An 18,728-nucleotide genomic window follows, 5' to 3' on the forward strand; every position below is an offset into this window, starting at 1 on the left:
CTAGGCGGCAATGCGGCCCAATAGGACGGCATCCTCAAGGCCCCAGCTGAGCGGTACGGCATCGCCAACCGACACGGGTTTCTCGAAATAATCGGCATCGGTGGCGATGACGGTGAAATCGTCGCTGCCGGCACCGATGACGGTGATCTTCACGGAGGCGCCGCGGTATTCGACATTGGATACGATGCCATGAAATCCGAGCGTCTTTTCCGAAGGCGTCGCAAGCCGCACACGGTCGGTGCGCACGCCGATATCGATGGGTGCGCCCGGCTCTTGTGCCGGTCCCGCGACAGTGAATGTCTGGCCTTCGGAGACTTCCAGCGTCACCTTCCCCTCGCCGCTATCGACGACACGGCCGGTCAGAACATTGTGATCGCCCATGAACCGTGCGACAAAGGCCGTGGCCGGACGCTCGAAGACTTCGCGCGGGTGCGCCGCCTGCTCGATGCGGCCATCGTTCATGATGACGATGATATCGGCAAGCGCCATCGCCTCTTCCTGGCTATGGGTCACATGCACGAAGGTGATGCCGAGGCTCTTCTGCAGTTTCTTCAACTCAGCCCGCATACGGATTTTCAGGAATGGATCGAGCGCCGACAGCGGCTCGTCGAGCAGCAGCGCTTCCGGATCGGTGATCAGCGCCCGTGCCAGCGCCACGCGCTGCTGCTGGCCGCCGGAAAGCTGGGCCGGGCGCCGGTTGGCATAGGGCTCCATCTGCATGAGCCTGAGCATGTCCAGAGCTTTTGCCCGGCGCTCCTGCCTCTCGACGCCCTTCATCTTCAGGCTGAAGGCAACGTTGTCCACAAGGTCAAGATGGGGAAACAGCGCATAGGACTGGAACATCATCGCCGTGCCGCGTTTGGCAGGGGGGAAATCGGTGACGACAATATTGCCGAGCCGGATATCGCCCGACGAAATGCTCTCGTGCCCGGCAATCATCCTGAGCGTCGAGGTCTTGCCGCAGCCGGACGGGCCAAGGAAGCAGCAATAGCTGCCGGAGGGTATTTTCAAGCTGATGGAATGGACGGCAGTGGTGCTGCCATAAATCTTGGAAACGGATATGATATCGATTTCAGCCGCTTTGGACATCATGCTTCCCCTGTGACGGGAAGAGCAATGCATCAAGCGTGCCAGACTCGGTGTCCGGGGACAACCAACTGAAAAGCCAGCGTTAATCGTGGTCCTTGGTTCTTGCTGCAAATTTAATCAACATAAGGAACGCCTAAAATTTAGACGTTCGTTGGCAATATCAGCAAGAGATCGTATACAATTTCACCAGTCACATGCAGACAGATTCCGGTTAACTTTGCTCAGAAAGAACGCTAGGATCAGCGCCTCAACCCGGAAACCACATTTCATGAAGATCGTAGCAGCGCCTGCCGAAGAGCAGATCGATATCAGCACACATCATATCCGCGATACCATCCGCGATGCGATCGTTGACCGCAGGCTTGCGCCCGGCACGAAGCTTTCGGAAGCTGATGTCGGCGCCCTGTTCAATGTCAGCCGCACGCTGGTACGTGGCGCTCTTCAGGCCCTTTCCTACGAAGGGCTCGTCAATGTCGAAAAAAACCGCGGCGCCTTCGTCGCCTACCCATCGCCCGAGGAAGCCCGCCAGATATTTGCTACCCGCCGGATGATTGAACCGGGTATTCTGCGGGAAGCCGCAAAACATATGGGGCCCACGCATTTCCAGCACCTTCGCCAATTGCTGATGGAAGAAGGCCGCTTGATGAACGAGCGCGGCCAGACGGCGCGTCGCGCCGAGATCAAGGCGTCAGGCGATTTCCACCTGTTGCTCGCCTCGATGACCGGCAACGCCGTCATGCAACGCTTCATGGATGAACTTGTCGCCCGCTCTTCGCTGGTCATCGCGCTCTATGGTCAATCGGCCATTTCAAGTTGTGGCCACCAGGAACACCAGGACATTGTCACTGCCATCGAACGCGGCGATCTCGACCGTGGCTGCCACTTGATGGTCCATCACATCGATCACATCGAAGCCGACCTCGACATGCGTGCGACCAGGGGGAGCGACCTGCACGAGGCGTTCCGGGTATAGCGCTGGGAAACGCCTCCTGTTGTGAACGTGTTTGTTTTTCGACCGACGAAAAGTGTGCGACGGTTTTTCGAGAGGCGAAGAAATTAGCCGTGATCCGTATAATTCTACAAACGATTTGACCGGCGGATAAAATCGTTCGGCAGAGGCCAGGGACGCAGGAAACCAGTTCCCGCGTCCCAATGGTGCTTTCGGATCGCAACAATCAGATGTTGGCAAGCAGATCGTTGATGCGGCTCTCAGCACTGCCAAGGGCTTCATCGATGGTCTTGTCGCCGTTAACGGCAGCGCCGACTTCTTCGCCGATAATATCCTGGATGGCGAACTGGCGCTGCACGGCGCCCGGCAAGGAACGGCCGGTCTCGGCGATCTTGGCAATGTTTTCACGATGCGGCAGCGACTTGAAGTCCTGCATGTCGAAGACTGCCTTGACCGCCGGTAGGTGACCCGTGCGGGCCCACTGGAAGTCGTTCTCGGCCAAAAACTTGAAGAGTTTGCCGATCGCTTCAGTCTGTTCTGGCGTGCGATCCTTGTGCGGCAGGACCCAGCTGTGGCCGTCAGCATAGGTGCTGTCACGACCCGGGTAGAGTTGAGGAACCGGATAAACGGTGTAGCCACCTTCAAGCGCCGTTCCTTCCTTTTCCGACTGGGCGACGAAATCGCCGATCAGCCAGGTGCCGTTGACCGCGATGCCCCCGTCGCCATTGGTAAAAGAGGTGACTGCAGCCGCATAGTCGAGGCCTGTTGTCGTCAGTCCCTCGTCCTTGATCTTCTTCATCAGCTCGACGACGGACTTTGCTTCCGGCGTGTTCAGCGTGATCTTTGTCGGGTCGGCGAAGAAGTCGGCGTTCTGCTGTTGCAGCAACGTGTAGAGAACACGGGCGTAAGCTGCCGTCTCATTGGCGAGGATCTGCACAAGATAGGGCTTGCCGGTCTTTTCCTTGAACTGCTTGCCTTGTGCGATCAGTTCGTCAACGGAGGTCGGCAGGATCGGCGTTCCGTCCGCGTTGACGAGGCCAGCCTGTTTCATCAGGTTCAGGTTGACGTGGAACAGCATCGTCCAGTTATCGAAGGGGAGGCCGAACATCTGGCCTTCCTTGGTGACGCCGCCGCGCGCCGCATCGGTAAAGCTGTCGGGCGAGATCCCCTGCGCCGACAGGACTTCATCGACCGGGTCGATCAAGCCACGCGACTGGTAGTCGGAGATTGCCGAGTAGTGCATCGACACAACATCAGGAGCAGCACCTGACGCGAGCTGTGCATTGAGCTGATCGTAGCCGGGCCATTCGACGGTAGTGACGTTGACATCGACATCCGGGTTATCTGCTTCGAATTTGTTGATCAACGATGTGATGATGCCGCATTCGCCGACCGCCTTCGACACCTCGGTGACCTTGCCATAGTCGGCGTCGCAGGCACCGAAGAACCGTTGGAGCTCGATTTTTGTCTGGGCCTGTGCAGACGTGCCGCATGTCAGCGCGATCACTGCAGCGGTGCTCAATAGAAAACGTCTCATGGTCTATCTCTCCCTTTGTGAGGGGCTCCCTGCCCCGTTGAAACCACTGCGGCCATTCCCTCCCGGCCGCAGCAACAGTCACTTCACAGCGCCGCCCGAAACCGCGGTGACGATATGGCGCTGGAAAATCACGTAGACGATCAGCACTGGCAGGCTGGCAAAGACCGCCTGGGCGCTGAGGAAACCAAGCCCTTCACTCTGGGCGAAATTGGTCTGGGACGAAGCGATGCCGATGGTAAGCGTGAACATCTCTTTGCGCGTCGCAGAGATCAGCGGCCACCAGTAGTCGTTCCAGGCATGCAGGAAGGTGAAGATGCCGAGTGTCGCCTGGGCCGGCAGTGTCAGCGGCAAGAGCACTTTCCAGAAGATCCGCAAGGGGGAGGCATTGTCGAGAAGGGCCGCCTCGTCGATCTCCTTGGGGATCGCCTTGAAGAACTGGGTCATCAAAAACACCCCGAAGGCCGACGACATCCCCGGCAGCATCAGCCCGATATAGGAGTTATGCAGGCCAAACCAGTTGAACATCTGGTGGCGGGCGATGATGACGGCCTGCTCCGGCACGGCAAGGCCAAAGAGCACGATGACGAAGATCGTCCGCCGGAACGGAAATTCGAGGCGGGCAAAGGCGTATCCGGCAAGCGATGCCAGGACGAGTACGCCAGCCGTTTGTCCGATCGCCACCACGAGGCTGTTGAAGAACCACCCGAAAGCTTGCGATGAGTGGATGATATTGATGTAGTTGACGACCGTGTAGGGCAACTCGAAAACGGATTCCGTTCCGAGCATCAGTTCCTTATTGTCCTTGATCGAGAGACCGACGAGCCAGGCAACGGGCGCCATCATGGCAACGGAGAGTGCAATAGCGATTGCCAGCAGGGTTCGATTGCCGGTCAAGGCTTCGGGACGATAGGTTGATGGATCCGCGCTCATTCGGAGGCCTCCGACTTGCGGGTGGAGACGACGTACTGCGCCATCGCTGCCACGAGGATGATCAGGAACAGAAATTCGGAAGCCGCTGCCGCCTTGCCGACATCCCAGCGCACGAAGCCGACCTCATAGATGTACATGACAAGCGGGCGGGATGTCCCGTTCGGGCCGCCATTGGTCATGATTTGCGCCTGTCCGAACAGCTGGAACTGCATGACGATCTGGATGATCGTCACCAGCATGATGGTGCGGGCGATCGACGGCAAGGTGACGCGAATGAGCACTCGCCAGGGGCTGGCATTGTCGAGAGCTGCTGCTTCATAGAGGTCGTTGGGAATCTGCTGCAGGGCAGCGAGAAACAGCATCATCGGAAGACCGAGGCACCACCAGACGGTGGCGACGCCGACGGAAAATAGCGACCAGCCGCTCGTCGACAGAAAATTGACCGGCTCGATCCCGAATTGCTCGGAGACGACCGCCAGAAGACCGTCGCCCGGAATGAAAACGAAACGCCAGATCAACGTTACAATCGTCACCGACAGTACGGACGAGGAGAAGAACAGGCCGCGCAGGAACGAGGTTGTCCGCGTTGTCTTGTTGAGCGCAAGGGCCAGAAACAGGCCGAGCGCCACCAGCGTGGGAACGCTCACCAGCACGAAGATGATGCTATTGCGCAGGGCCTGCATGAAGACGGGGTCGGCCAGCACGCGCGCATAGTTTCCAAAACCGACGAAACGGCCCGGGCCGAAGAGATCAACTTTGTGCAGGCTCAGCCACGCGCCCCAGAAGAGCGGAAAGATCAGCAGAACCGCAAAGACGGACAGATAGGGAAGGATGAAGAGACCATTGCTCCACTGGCTGCGGCGATAACTCTCGGCCATTCATTCGCCCCCCGAGTGATGAGCGATGCCAGCCGCGTCGAAAAGATGAATGGCCGTTGTATCAAGCGCTATCTGCAGCGTATCGCCACCGCGCGCTTCGCTGCGGCCATCTGCTTCTGCGGTCAGTTTTGTGCCATCGGCCAAATGGCCATAGATGAGCGTGCGATCACCCAGCCGTTCGATGACCTCGGCTGTGAGCGCGATGCCGGTCTGCCCTGCAGTCAGAACAGTAACGTCCTCGGCGCGAATGCCGAGGCTTGCACCATCCGGCGAAAAACCTGCGGGCAACCGGAAGGCTGCATTGACATTGCCAAGGCCGCTGGTGGCGATCGTCAAGCTAACGCCATTGTCGATCACGCTTTTCAAAGGCACGAAATTCATCGCCGGCGAGCCGACGAACCCTGCGACGAAGCGGCTTGCCGGATGGCGATAGATTTCCATCGGCGTGCCGATCTGCTCGATCTTGCGGTTGTGCATGATGACGATGCGATCAGCCAAGGTCATGGCTTCCACCTGGTCATGCGTGACGAAGATCATCGTGCTTCCAAGCCGGGCGTGGAGCTGGGCGAGTTCCAGCCGGGTGCGGCCACGCAGGGCCGCATCGAGGTTCGACAGAGGTTCGTCGAACAGGAAGGCTTTCGGTTCCTTGACGATGGCGCGGCCGATCGCCACCCGCTGGCGCTGGCCGCCCGACAGCTTTGCCGGCCTGCGCTCGAGAAGGTGCGCGATTTCGAGCGTCGCTGCGGCCTGCTGGACGCGCCGCTCGATCTCGTCCTTTGGCAGGCCGATGTTTTCGAGGCCAAAGGACATGTTCTGCGCAACCGTCATATGCGGATAGAGCGCGTAGGACTGGAAGACCATGGCGACGCCGCGCTTGCCCGGCGGCAACGTATCGACCCGTTGGTCGCCGACCGAAATCGTCCCATCCGTTACATCCTCAAGCCCTGCGATCATCCGCAGAAGCGTGGATTTTCCGCAGCCCGAGGGACCGAGGAAGACGACGAATTCGCCCGCCTCGATGGAAAGCGAAATGTCGTCGAGCACGCTTAGCGCGCCGTAGCGTTTGGAAACGTTGGTAATTTCGATCGATGCCGACATGGTTCCTCCTCCCGTCGTGATGCCGTCTTACGCGCCGAGCCGGATCATCCGGTAGCTCAACGGCGCGATGGCGGCGACGAGACGGCGGCCGGTGGCGGATGTGCCCGAGCCCTCGCGTGGCTCGATAGCTTCATCTCCCGGACCGTTGACGGCGCGAAGGTCGTGCCCCTCCATGACTTTGTCCATGATTACCTTGCGGTCGCCAAAGCCCTCCAGCGAAAGATCAAGTTCGATCATTTCCGTCTGATGGCGGTTTACGATGAAAAAGGTGAGCGCGCTATCGGTCTCCGTCTCGACAGCGGAAATGTCGAGATATGCGACCTTGTCGGCGAAGTCCGTGGAATAGCTTGGGCAATCCAGCGAGAGCTGCAGCGCCTTGCCGCGGCCGTAGCGCGAGGCGTAGGCGTAGGGAAAGAACGTCGTCTGGCGCCAGGCCGGCCCGCCGGGAACAGTCATGATCGGCGCAATGACGTTTACGAGCTGGGCAAGGCAGCCGACCTTCACTACGTCCGAGCGGCGGATGAATGTATTCAGGATGCAGCCAACCTGCAGCACATCCTCGAAATTATAGATGTCTTCGAGAAGCGCCGGCGCATGCGGCCAACCCTCATTGCCCTCAAGAACCTTCCGGTCGGCTTCGCGGGAATGGTACCACACGTTCCACTCGTCGAAGCTGATATAGACATCCTTCTTCGAGCGCTTCTTGGCCTTGGTATAGGTAATCACGCCAGCGATCGTGGCGATGTAATCATCAAGGCGGGCGTTCTGCGCCAAGTAGTCTGCGGTGTTGCCGGCATGGTTGTCGAAATACATGTGCAGGCTGATATAATCGATAGAATCGTAGGTATAATCGAGAACTGTTGCTTCCCAGGCCGGATAAGTCGTCATTTTCGGCGACGACGAACCACAGACAACAAGCTCGATAGACTTGTCAAAGGCGCGCATTGCCTTGGCGGTCTCGAATGCGATGCGGCCATATTCCTCAGCGGTTTTCTGGCCGATCTGCCAAGGGCCGTCCATCTCGTTGCCAAGGCACCACATCTTGACGTTCCAGGGCTGTTCGCGGCCATTCTTGCGGCGAAGGTCAGACCAGTAGCTGCCGCCCGGATGATTAACGTATTCGAGGAAGGCACGAGCCGAATCCAGACCGCGCGAACCGAGGTTGACTGCCAGCATCATGTCGGTATTGGCAGCTTCCGCCCAATCGGCGAATTCGTGGATGCCGACCTGGTTGCTCTCCGAGCTGTGCCAGGCGAGATCAAGGCGCACAGGACGCTCCTCGCGCGGTCCGATGCCATCTTCCCAATCATAGGCCGAAACGAAATTACCGCCGGGATAGCGGACGATCGGAACATCGGCTTCCCGCACAAGGTCGATAACGTCTTGACGCATGCCGTTCTTGTCAGCGGTCGGATGATCCGGTTCATAAATACCCGAATAGACGGCCCGGCCCAGATGCTCAACGAAGGAGCCGTAGAGACGTGGGTCAATCGTACCGATGACGTAACCGCTGTGAACGGTGCCGGCTGCGCGCATGTAGTCCTCCCTTTATATCTGAATATCAGATATATATCCTTTTGTCTGATACAATACACGTGATTGCCCAGGCGTCAACCCGCCTGCAGTGGATCGAGGGGAAAGTCGGATGCGTCAGGTTTTAAGGCGCAGGACAATATCCTGGTCGTAATTGCCAAAACCCCGGCCGAAGATATTGATGCCGCCGGGATGCTCTGCAGTCTCTGGCACCTCGATGCGCAGCCGGATCGAGCGGTGCTCGAGCAGGTTGAGGTCAGCCAGGCTTGCATCGGAAATCCGGATGCCGTCGACGAAGGTACCGTTGTCGGTCACGCGAAAATACTTGAGAACGCCGTACTGGCTGCCTCTCAGCTTCCACCAGTCCGGCGTGTATTTCCCGCGCCTGTCGCCGAAGTCACCGGGTGAGGTCCAGGCGCCGATGCCGGTGCCGTTGATGGAGAGCGTAATGTCGGACGGCCAGTTGTCGGAGGTACCGGGCACCTCTGATGAAAGCTCCAGCACGACCTCCAGTTCCTTGACCTCGGCGCCCTTGATGCGAGCATTGTTTGGGAACTGGTATTCGACATACCCTCTTGTAAACCATAGAAGCCCTGCCTTCATCCGATCGGGGGCAAGGAACGTGTCAGGGCTGTCGAGATAACCGATAATTCCCTCACGCGAGCACATGCCGCAGGGGGCCGCGACCTCGTAGCCGCTGTAGAGGCCAACCGGCATGGCGACCTCGATCACCTCCTGACCGGTCTTGGCCGGGCTTGCAAAGGAAAGAACGATTTCCTCGTGGACGGCATGACAGACCTTCTGACTGCCCTTGCGCGCTTTGGAAACCTCGGTGCGTATGAGACCTGCCTCCTCCAAAAGGTTCAGGTGGGTCGATGTGGTCGATTGCGGCAGATCGAGTGCCTCGGCAATTTCGTTGACGTTAAGCGGTCCCCGGGCATGCAGAAGTTCCAGCATGGAGAGCCGCGCTGGTGCCGCCAGACATTTGAGCACTTCCTTCCCGTCCTCTGGACCGATCATCAGAAATCGCGTGGTCATATACCCTCCCCAACTGCGAACCTGATTTGTATCAGATAAATAGATATGATCAATGGTTGGAGAGGTTCTCATCATAGTGCACGCCCGGAGAGGCGGAGATGACCGTGAACCGTTTCCCCTCGACGAAGATTAGGGAAGCGAGCGGTCATCAAGGCAAACTCTAATTCAATTCCGCATGATGCGGCATTTCGGACCAATTTCGGCGTGTAAACGCCACTGGTTAGAACACCCGAGTTGATTGTTTGAAAGTTGATCGACTATTGACCGCACTCCGATGGAACAAAAATTCGTGAATATTAGTTTTGTGCCATTAACGTCTTTGGGAGGACTGATATGCACCCGAATGAAATCTGTAACCCAACCGAAATTCAGTGGCAGCCGGTGACCATCAGGCTCCGTGGCGGCATCGAAAGAAAAGTCTGCGGTCCGCTGCAAGGCTTCGAAATATTGAACAGGCATATTGTCGGTCCCCACAGCAACATTACTGCGAATGCTGCCCGTTGCTGTCGTTTGGCGCTCGAACGCAAGATGACGCCGGAACAGGCTCGTCAAGCATTCGTCGCAGCAACGATGGACCAAGAGCTTCGCGCAAATTGAGCAGGCAGAGGATTTGACTATGACACTTCCTGTAAATCCCGGTCCCGACCTCCCTGGTCCAACTCCACCGGTCCAGCCAGTCGATGTACCGGACCTGCCGCCGGTTAACCCGGGTCTGGATCCAGAGCCTGACCCGGGTCGGCTTCCCGATGATCTGCCGGAACCCGGTCCGGACGATCCGAGTATCGGTGATGTATTGCAGGACATCAGCTAAACGGATTTTTGGCGAGCATTCCTGCGACAACTGCGCGGATGATAAAGCCCTGCGCGAGGAGAACGTCGGCCGCAAGAACGATGGAGCGATCACAATGCTGACCCATCGCCGCCGACGTCATTGTGTTCGGCAATGGCATTGGGAGCTAAAGCACCTCAAGACGAATGGGCAAGCTCAACTTCGCTCAATGTCTGCGATGACTTGCTTATGCGTCGGATCCGATGCCGGTTGCTGACCGTTGTGCGGTGATACAGCCACACGCGGACGTCTGATTAACTAATTAAGGCAAGGCTTGGATCAGCGTATGGTCCCCTGGCATGATATCGGCCCAGGTTCAGGCCGTCGACCGCGAGGCGCATCCGCTTGATCTTAACGTCGGAAGGATGATTTGATCATACCTCCCGACATAAGGTTCGTGGTTGACAGAATGCTCCATCAACCTCGGTCGCCTGTCCTATTGGGGCCTGCCGCTATGCTGCCAGTTGCGGTTTGAAGGCCACATCCACATAATAGTTTGTGCTGTTGAAGCTGCTGGTCGGAAACACCCCAGCCGCCCCATAGTCATACACCCCGTTGCCGCCGCTGAGCGCCGACGACAGCGCGTGCAGATTGTTGTTTGAGACCTCGGAACCAAAGAAGTTGCTCGTCGCCGAATAAAAACCATTGGTACTGTAGGAGACGACATAGGTTGTGTTGGCTTGAATCTCGACCTGCTGAGCCAGATTGGTCGACTGCCAGCCGCTCGTGCTCTCGTTGGAAAAGGTCGCGCTTGCGAGAAGGTTGCCCGTTGATGTCCAGAGATAGCCGGTATGTGGACCCGTGTTGCTCGCACCCTTGTAGAAGCGGATTCCGGTGATCCAGCCGGCCACATCCGCCTGGAACTTCATGCCGAGATTGACATCGCCGGGGTCATTGACGGTCGTAGTCGCCGGCGTGCTGGCCGATGAAAACAGGGTCTGCTCGCCTTGGGGAACGACGGCGAGCGATACTTGGCCGGTGTCGGATCCGCCCTGCCCGTCGGAAATCGAGTATGTAAAGCTTGCAGGGCCGGAGTAGCCGCTCGTCGGCGTGAAGGTGACGGCACTCGACTGTGTGTCGAAGGCAACGGTGCCGTTCACCGCATTTCCGGCCCCGGTAATGACCATCGGATCGCCATTAGGGTCGCTGTCATTGGCGAGCAGTGTGCTCGCCTGTACGGAAAACGCGGTGTTAAATGGTGTGGAGAACCCTGAATCGTCGAGGGCCACAGGACTCAGGTTCCCCGTCGCCTGCTCGTAGAGGACATCAACCCAGTAGTTTGTTGCATTGTAGGTGGCTGTCGGGAAAAGGCTGTTTGTACCATAGGCAAAGACACCATTTCCGCCGCTCCCCCCGCTGGATGGTGCAGTCAACGGACCGTTCGTATAGCTGGTTGCGAAAAAGTTGGGCGTCACGCCATAATAGCCGTTTGAATGATAGCTGGCGATGTAGGTCGCCCCTGAAGAAACCGCGACTGGCTGAGTAAAGGTTACAGTCTGCCAGCCGCTGGCACTCTCATTGCTAAAGGTCGCAGAGGCAAGCAGGCTTCCACCGTTTGTCCACAACGAGCCAGTATGCGTGCCCGTGTCCAAGGCGCTCTTGTAGTAACGCAGTCCGGTTATCAAACCGGCAGAGGAGGCGGTAAATTTCACACCCAGCTCCACGGAGCCGGGATCGTTGGAAGCCGTGCTCGGTGCGTTGGAGGAAGAAAACAGGTTGAGCGTTGTTGCCGATTGGCCCACGGTCAGGCTTACGACGGAAGACGCCGTTCCACCCCGGCCATCCGATATGGTGTAGGAAAAGCTTGCCGGGCCGATATAGCCCGATGTCGGGGTAAACGTCGCCGTGTTGGTCTGGCTGTTGAAGGCCACAGTGCCATTTGTGGCGCCGCCCACAGCGGTGATCGTCAGCGGATCCCCGTCAGGGTCGCTGTCGTTGGCAAGCAGAGTAGCGGCGGCAATCGAAATCGAGTTGCTGTTGGACACCGTAAAGCCATTGTCATTGCCCGCAATCGGCACCGTGTTGACGGTCGAGCGGTTGTAGACAACGTCCACCCAATAGTTAGTGGACTGGTAGCTCGCCGTCGGAAACGCTGTGCCCGAGGAGGAAACATAGAGGCCGTTGCCACCGCTTGTCGCCGATGAGGGGGCAGTCAGCGACCCATTGGCCTTTGCGGTTGTGAAATAATTTGCAGTGGCCGCATAGACCCCTGAGGTGTGGTAGGAGGCGACATAGGTCGTGCCCGCCGTAATCGCTACAGGATTGGAAAATGTCGCGGCCTGCCAGCCGCTGGTCGATTCGTTGGTGAAGTTAACGGTTGCCAGCAGTGTCCCCGTCGATGACCATAACGAACCGGTGTGAATTCCGGTGGCGCTTGCCGGCTTGTAGAAGCGTATGCCAGTGATCGTTCCAACCACGGAGGCAGTGAACTTCATCCCAAGCTCCAGCGGCTGGGTGTCACTGACCGCCGGCCCCGTTGGCCCTTCGGTCCATTGGAACAGCGACGCCCCGGCGGGGTCGGGTCCAATTGTCAGAGAGACGTTAGCGGTCGCCGTGCCGCCACGTCCGTCCGAAGCGGTGTAGGAAAAGCTTGCCGGACCGCTATAGTCGGCATTCGGCGTGTAGATGACATTGCCTGTCTGGGTGTCGAGCGCCACGGTCCCGTGGGTGGCGTTGCCGACTGCACTGACAGTGAGCGGGTCGTTATTCGGATCGCTATCGTTGGCTACCAGCGCGGTGAAGGAGATTGGCAGTGTACCGTTCTTCCCGACCGAGAACCCCGAATCATTCGCCGCCGTCGGAGCAAGGTTTGGATCCGGCGCGAAAACAACATCGACCCAATAGTTTGCATTGGAACTGTTTCCTGGAAACAATCCGTTGCTGTTGCTGGTATAGGCATAGACACCGCCACCCGCCTCCACCGTGAGCAGGTTGTTCGTGTAGCTTGACGCGAAATAGTTGTCATTCGACGAATAGTATCCGCCTGTGTGATAGGACGCGACATATGTCGTTCCGGGAGTGATCCGCACCGGATTGGCGAACGACACCGTCTGCCAGCCGCTTATGGGTTCGATGGAGGACGTGCCGGTGGCGATGAGGGTACCGGTGGACGTCCACAGATTAACCACGTGCTGACCGACATTGTAGAACCCCTTATAGAAACGTATGCCGTTTATGACACCGTCCGTCGCCGCCTTAAAGCGGACGCCAAGTTCGACACCATCCCGGTCAAGATTGGTTTCGACTTGTGGTTTGCTGGCAAGGGTCCAAATGCTCGATGTTGAAGGCAGGTTGACAGTCACCTGAGTGCTTGCCGACGGATTGCCAAGGTTGAGGCTGTCGTCCACCGCCCGCGACATGATGCTGTAGGACCCGGATGCCTGCACGACCCAGCTGTAGCTCCAGGCCTCACGGCCCGTGGCTTTCCACCAGCTCTGGCCTCCGTCAAGAGACACCTCCACACCTGCGACAATGCCGCCGCCAAGATCCTGAGCGCTACCGGTGACCGTGACTTTCTGTCCCTCAACGAAGCTCGCGCCGAAAATCGGAGAGGTAATGGTCGAGGTCGGCTTGATCGTATCGGTTGATTGCGACGCCATGATCAGGCTTGCATCGAGCGTCCCGGGCTGAATCCCCATGTCGGCAAACATGTTGACCATCGCCTGCTGCACATTCGGATCTGTTGGCGTGGTTGCACCCTCGTGGTTGGCATCAAGTCCCCAGGACCAGAAAACAGTACCCGCTCCGAAAACAAGCGCGCCACTCTCCGCCCGATACATCGTCAGGCTGTGCGTCACATCGGCGGGGCCGATCGACGTGCCGTAATCGCGCAGATAAGTTTCGACTGATACCGTCGACAACGACATGTTGATCAGCCCGGCGGGCCGGAAGCCGTTTTCGACGTCGGAGTCCCACTCGTAGCCGAGCAGATTCTGGACCAAAGAGTAAGTCTGCCCTGGCTGCAGCTCGGCAACGTCGGTGTTGCGCCAAAACCGCAAGTTGGAATAGTCGTAGGGTATGGTGATCGTGTCCAGCCGATAGCTGTCCACCGTAAACATGGTGCCGGTCAGCGAGTTTTCGGGCTCCTGTCCAGGATCGGCAAACCGAGGATCCCGCCAGGTGCCGGTACCGGTTGAGCTCGGATCGGGGGTCCCACCCCAGGTTTCCTTGTAGGTGACCATGGTCCGATAGGGCGTGCCGCTACCGTCGATACTGGTTTCCCATCGCACCTTCCAATAGACTTCGTTGCCGCTCCAAAAGGCAAGATTGACGCCTGCGTCACGCGCCGCCTCGACATTGGTTCGCTGCTCAGCCGACCAGTATTCGTCATGGCCGACCGAAAGAAAAGCATCGTGGTTCAGGAGCAGGCTACCGCTTCGAGTCGAGTCGAGACCTGAAATGTAGGAAACGTCGTAGCCGTTTTGCTCGAGCCATCGGATCGCCGAATGCTCTACCCCGAAAATGAAGTCGTGCGTGCCGCCCTTAACGCTCGTGTTGGTCACGAACGGCCGATTGTAGCTCACCGCGGTGGACCGGCCGATAGAGTTTACCCCGCAACCGCAATTGGGCGGCAGGTAACCGATCATATCGGCGGGATCGACCGGCACGTCGCCGAAATAGAGGCTGCCCCCACCCCATTCATTGTAAGCTTGCCAAGTGGTGTCCGACGTCTGGAAAACGATGTCGCTGGTCGAGCTGTCGTCGCGGACGATGAAGGGGATTTGGCTGGCGCCTTCCGTGCCGTCCTCACGGACGAGCTTAGCGATATAGAGGCCCGATACCATGTCCTGCGGGATCGCCCAACTTGCCGAGACGGCCCAATTGCCTGCGTCGATCAAGCCGCGCGCCATATCGACGATTGGGTGGGGCTGGATTTGTGCGGTTGCAAGATTTACATCGACCGTTGTGACCTTGCGGGCACCGTCGCCGCCATAATAGCCCAGTCTGTAGATGTCGATCCGATAGTTGGTTGAGTCGGTCGCGATCTTGAAACTGACGGTTTGACCGATATTGGTGCTGATCTCGGTTGCAAATCCCTGGATGTTGGCGCTACCGTCTCCATCGATACCCCATTCGCTGATCGGATTGCCCTGTTTCTGGTTTTCTAGGACGATCTTGTTTTGGGTGGATGGTGGCGGATTGAGTTGGCTTGCGGTGCGTGTTCCGTCGGAAAACTGGAAATTCTCGACACCGGTGACGGTATCGGCGCCATCCGGGGAGCCGCTGCGGTTGTCGGCAATCGTGTAGGTGGCCCCTGAAAGAGCGATCGTATAGTTTGCGAACGCCCCGCTGAAGACCACGGTGTCTCCAGTTCCACCGCCGCCATCGATCGTATCGTTGCCGGCGCCGCCGTTCAGCGTGTCATTTGCGGCTCCGCCAGTGAGCACGTTCACGCCATTGTTGCCGATCAGACTGACGGTCGCAATCGACCCGCTCGCATTCACATTTTCGAAACCGGACGTGTTCGCCGTGTCCCCGGAACTCTGGTCAGTAGACGACAGGTTTATCGTCGCTGCACCATTGACCAGCAGCGTGTCGAGATCCGCTCCCCCGGCGATCGATACATCGGAGCTGTCATAGGTGAGCATGTCGTTGCCCGCTCCACCGCTCAGCGTGTCGGCACCGGCGCCACCGACAATTGTGTCGGCGGCAGTTCCACCGGTAAGCACATTGGCATTACCATCGCCGGTGAGGCTGACGACCGCGCTTGATCCGCCGGCATTGACATTCTCGAACCCGGTCAGAACTGCAGTGTCGCCGAAGCTCTGGTCCGCTGCCGACAAGTTGATCGTCGCGGCACCATTGACCAGCAGCGTATCGGTGTTGGTTCCACCGGCGATCGAGACGTCCGAGCCATCATAGGTGATCGTGTCGTTGCCCGCTCCGCCATTGAGCGTGTCGGCGCCCGCGCCACCAACAATCGTGTCGGCCGCCGATCCACCGGTCAGTTCGTTGGCATTGCCGTCGCCGCTGAGGCTTACGCCCGCGCTCGAACTGCCAGCATTCACATTTTCGAACCCGGTGACAACGGCGGTATCGCCGGAACTCTGGTCGGCGGACGACAGGTTGATCGTTGCCGCGCCGTTGACGATCAGCGTGTCGGTGTTGGTTCCGCCACCGATCGACACATCGGAGGCGTCATAGGTGATAGTATCGTTGCCCGCTCCGCCATTGAGCGTGTCGGCGCCCGCGCCACCAACAATCGTGTCGGCCGCCAATCCACCCGTAAGCACGTTGGCATTGCCGTCGCCGCTGAGGCTTACGCCCGCGCTCGAACCGCCAGCATTCACATTTTCGAAACCGGTGACAACGGCGGTATCGCCGGAACTCTGGTCGGCGGACGAAAGGTTGATCGTTGCCGCGCCGTTGACGATCAGCGTGTCGGTGTTGGTTCCGCCAGCGATCGAGACATCCGAGCCGTCATAGGTGATGGTGTCATTGCCTGCCCCGCCGTTAAGCGTGTCGGCACCGGCGCCACCAACAATCGTGTCGGCGGCCGATCCGCCGGTCAGCACGTTGGCATTGCCATCGCCGGTGACGCTGACGGCCGCGCTCGAACCGCCGGCATTCACATTTTCGAAACCGGTGACAACGGCGGTATCGCCGGAGGTTTGATCGGCGGACGATAGGTTGATCGTCGCCGCGCCGTTGACGATCAACGTGTCGGTGTTGGCTCCGCCAGCGATCGAGACATCCGAGCCGTCGTAGGTGATCGTGTCATTGCCTGCCCCGCCGTTCAGCGTGTCCGCCCCCGTACCGCCGACAATCGTGTCAGCGGCCGATCCGCCGGTCAGCACGTTAGCATTGCCATCCCCGGTGAGGCTGACGGCCGCGCTCGAACCGCCGGCATTCACATTTTCGAACCCCGTGACAACGGCGGTATCGCCGGAGGTTTGATCGGCGGACGATAGGTTGATCGTCGCTGCACCATTGACAATCAGCGTGTCGGTGTTGGTTCCACCAGCGATCGAGACATCCGAGCCGTCATAGGTGATCGCGTCATTGCCTGCCCCGCCGTTTAGCGTGTCGGCGCCGCCACCGCCAACTAATGTGTCGGCACCGGCCCCACCGGTGATTGTATCCGCCTGGTTGCTGCCGGTAACAGCGAACGCTTCGGTTTGGCCAGTCAGCGCGATGGTCACGCCTGCCGCTGCGCCCGAAGCCGAGATTGCTTCGACACCTTGAATGGATGCGTTCGTCGCTCCGAGGTTGTTGAGGTCGGACGAGGTCGAGGTAAGATTGATCGTGTCGCCAATACCGGCGCCGAGATTGATTGTCCCCGTACCGATGAGGATTGCATCGAGCTGAGCACCGCTGAGTGTCACCGTGTCGGTGCCTGCCGTGCCGATGAGATTGCCGGTTTCGACATTGCTGACCGTCGGTATGGTGAGTGCCGAGATGTTGCCGCTCGCCAGAACATTCAGCACATCGGTGGTCAGCAAGCCGCTGCCAAAATCCATTGCGATGAACCCGGTCCATTGCGCTGCAGTCATCGTCACATTATCGCTGCCGCTGCTTCCGGTAAGCGTCTCGATGCCCGAAACCAAGCCAAGCGAAAAATTGAAGGTACCGCCGGCTGTCAGTACCAGCTGGTCGCGCGTGCCGCTGGCGCTATTGGCGCCGCCTTGGATCGACTCGCCAGCAACGAACTGACCACTGCCCAGGTTGATTGTGTCGTCGCCACTGCCAGCGACAATTGTGTCGGCACCGTTGCCCCCATTGAAAGTATCACCGATGGCGTCCTGAAGCTGAGCCACAGTACCGCCTGAGAACCCGGTAAGGGTGCCCGTCGTTGCATTCGCGGTGTCGTTGCCGGTGGTCCCGGTGAACGTCGCCATGATCCCCGCATAGGTCATCATTGCCTCTGGTGTCAGTGGCGCAAGACCGGGTCCGGCCCCGCGATCTAGTGACCACGTTCCACCGAGGAATTCCGCGCCGACAAAGCCACTGGCGGCGGCGACACGCACGCCTGTCCTTGCAGCAAGAGCATCGACGAATGCTGCACCGCGTTCACCAGCGCCGGTCTCGCATGCCCAGATCAGCATGGCACTTTGCGTTCCCAGCGCTGTGCTGAAGTCAGGAAGCTCGGTCGTTTCATCCTTGATCGCCTCGTACGAGACCGCGCCCGCCGTAAAGGTTACTTCGCCGGGCCGACCGTGCACGATCACGTGGATTGCGTCGAGATTGCTGCGACCGTCCAGTTTCCGCGCCATCTGGGTCAGAGCCGGCTCATCGGATGAGAGCATGACTGACTCGACATCCGAACGGAGACCGGCAAGCAGCGTTTCGGAATCCGCAACTGCGGGGTCGATGAAAGCGATCTCGCGAAAACTGGTCATGCTGATTCCCCGACAGTTGGATCAATGTTGGGACGTCCGGCCTAGCCTTACGACCCTTGGATTTTTCACGCCACCCCGGTCGCGGCCGGCGATTTCGCCCAAAAAAAGGCCGGCCGGACCCCGATTTTACAAACATTGATCCTGCCAGCTTTTACCTGCCCGCAAACCTTAGCAATCGGTCTGCAAGGCGCTTCCAAAGTTGGTAAGTGTTGCACGGGCCCGTACTCCAATGTGATGACGGATCGCGGGGGATTTCCGGCAGGGCTAAGGATAATCGGTGCTAAGGCCTGAGCTCACAGGCAAACGCGTTCTGTGTTCGCGCTGAAAAACGGCGCGATCATCATTGCCGCAGTCGCGGTCGATGTTGACAAGGCCTGGATCGAGGTCAACTGAGGGTGTAATCAACTTTGAGAGCCGAGGCGTTGCGACAACCTGTTTGTACGCGCGGCTGAACGCAGTAACCATCGAGCTTGGTCGCTGAGCGGGGCACTGCGGTGAAACGCACCCT

At 58.7% G+C, this 18,728-nt stretch carries 9 protein-coding genes and 2 pseudogenes; 2 read left to right on the top strand and 9 right to left on the bottom strand.

Features of this window, described 5'->3' with window-relative positions; genetic code table 11:
* Complete coding sequence (locus ACP7E6_RS15340; protein WP_426230766.1) at positions 1-1,089, bottom strand: ABC transporter ATP-binding protein; 1,089 nt, start codon at positions 1,087-1,089, stop codon at positions 1-3.
* 268 nt (positions 1,090-1,357) lie between these two features.
* Here ACP7E6_RS15340 and ACP7E6_RS15345 point away from each other — a divergent pair, with 268 nt between their 5' ends.
* On the top strand, positions 1,358-2,062 hold the full coding sequence (locus ACP7E6_RS15345; protein WP_426230601.1) for a GntR family transcriptional regulator: 705 nt from the start codon (positions 1,358-1,360) through the stop codon (positions 2,060-2,062).
* Between the two features lie 202 nt (positions 2,063-2,264).
* On the opposite strand, the gene ACP7E6_RS15350 is transcribed toward ACP7E6_RS15345, so the two are convergent.
* From ACP7E6_RS15350 to ACP7E6_RS15375, 6 genes are all read right to left on the bottom strand, one after another.
* Positions 2,265-3,575 (bottom strand): extracellular solute-binding protein, encoded by a 1,311-nt coding sequence (locus ACP7E6_RS15350; RefSeq protein WP_426230603.1) that lies wholly within the window; start codon positions 3,573-3,575, stop codon positions 2,265-2,267.
* A gap of 78 nt (positions 3,576-3,653) precedes the next feature.
* Positions 3,654-4,505, bottom strand: coding sequence for a carbohydrate ABC transporter permease (locus ACP7E6_RS15355; protein WP_426230605.1), 852 nt, complete (start codon positions 4,503-4,505; stop codon positions 3,654-3,656).
* A complete protein-coding gene (locus tag ACP7E6_RS15360) occupies positions 4,502-5,383 on the bottom strand; it encodes a carbohydrate ABC transporter permease (protein ID WP_426230607.1) in 882 nt (293 codons plus the stop codon). The genes ACP7E6_RS15355 and ACP7E6_RS15360 overlap by 4 nt, the downstream gene beginning before the upstream one ends.
* Positions 5,384-6,481: an ABC transporter ATP-binding protein gene (locus tag ACP7E6_RS15365; protein WP_426230609.1), complete on the bottom strand. Its 1,098-nt coding sequence runs from the start codon at positions 6,479-6,481 to the stop codon at positions 5,384-5,386.
* Positions 6,482-6,508: 27 nt separating this feature from the next.
* A complete protein-coding gene (locus ACP7E6_RS15370; RefSeq protein WP_426230611.1) occupies positions 6,509-8,017 on the bottom strand; it encodes an alpha-N-arabinofuranosidase in 1,509 nt (502 codons plus the stop codon).
* A gap of 114 nt (positions 8,018-8,131) precedes the next feature.
* Positions 8,132-9,052, bottom strand: coding sequence for an ArsR/SmtB family transcription factor (locus ACP7E6_RS15375; protein WP_426230613.1), 921 nt, complete (start codon positions 9,050-9,052; stop codon positions 8,132-8,134).
* Positions 9,053-9,385: 333 nt separating this feature from the next.
* On the opposite strand from ACP7E6_RS15375, the gene ACP7E6_RS15380 reads away from it, so the two are divergent.
* A complete protein-coding gene (locus ACP7E6_RS15380; RefSeq protein WP_426230615.1) occupies positions 9,386-9,649 on the top strand; it encodes a DUF982 domain-containing protein in 264 nt (87 codons plus the stop codon).
* 684 nt (positions 9,650-10,333) lie between these two features.
* Here the strand turns inward: ACP7E6_RS15380 and ACP7E6_RS15385 are convergent.
* Together ACP7E6_RS15385 and ACP7E6_RS15390 are read right to left on the bottom strand one after the other, a co-directional pair.
* Positions 10,334-15,268, bottom strand: a pseudogene (locus tag ACP7E6_RS15385) (DUF4082 domain-containing protein); the annotation flags it as partial.
* A 207-nt stretch (positions 15,269-15,475) separates the two neighbouring features.
* Positions 15,476-18,220 (bottom strand): annotated as a pseudogene (locus ACP7E6_RS15390) (DUF4347 domain-containing protein); the annotation flags it as partial.
* Positions 18,221-18,728 lie beyond the last annotated feature (508 nt).

The organism is Pararhizobium sp. DWP3-4, from assembly GCF_049898205.1.
In the GTDB taxonomy this organism is placed as follows: Bacteria; Pseudomonadota; Alphaproteobacteria; order Rhizobiales; family Rhizobiaceae; genus Pararhizobium.

Coding starts and splice junctions, on each gene's coding strand:
- ACP7E6_RS15380 (WP_426230615.1), top strand. CDS start 9,386: ATGCACCCGAATGAAATCTGTAACCCAACCGAAATTCAGTGGCAGCCG.
- ACP7E6_RS15365 (WP_426230609.1), bottom strand. CDS start 6,481: ATGTCGGCATCGATCGAAATTACCAACGTTTCCAAACGCTACGGCGCG.
- ACP7E6_RS15355 (WP_426230605.1), bottom strand. CDS start 4,505: ATGAGCGCGGATCCATCAACCTATCGTCCCGAAGCCTTGACCGGCAAT.
- ACP7E6_RS15375 (WP_426230613.1), bottom strand. CDS start 9,052: ATGACCACGCGATTTCTGATGATCGGTCCAGAGGACGGGAAGGAAGTG.
- ACP7E6_RS15360 (WP_426230607.1), bottom strand. CDS start 5,383: ATGGCCGAGAGTTATCGCCGCAGCCAGTGGAGCAATGGTCTCTTCATC.
- ACP7E6_RS15345 (WP_426230601.1), top strand. CDS start 1,358: ATGAAGATCGTAGCAGCGCCTGCCGAAGAGCAGATCGATATCAGCACA.
- ACP7E6_RS15340 (WP_426230766.1), bottom strand. CDS start 1,089: ATGTCCAAAGCGGCTGAAATCGATATCATATCCGTTTCCAAGATTTAT.
- ACP7E6_RS15370 (WP_426230611.1), bottom strand. CDS start 8,017: ATGCGCGCAGCCGGCACCGTTCACAGCGGTTACGTCATCGGTACGATT.
- ACP7E6_RS15350 (WP_426230603.1), bottom strand. CDS start 3,575: ATGAGACGTTTTCTATTGAGCACCGCTGCAGTGATCGCGCTGACATGC.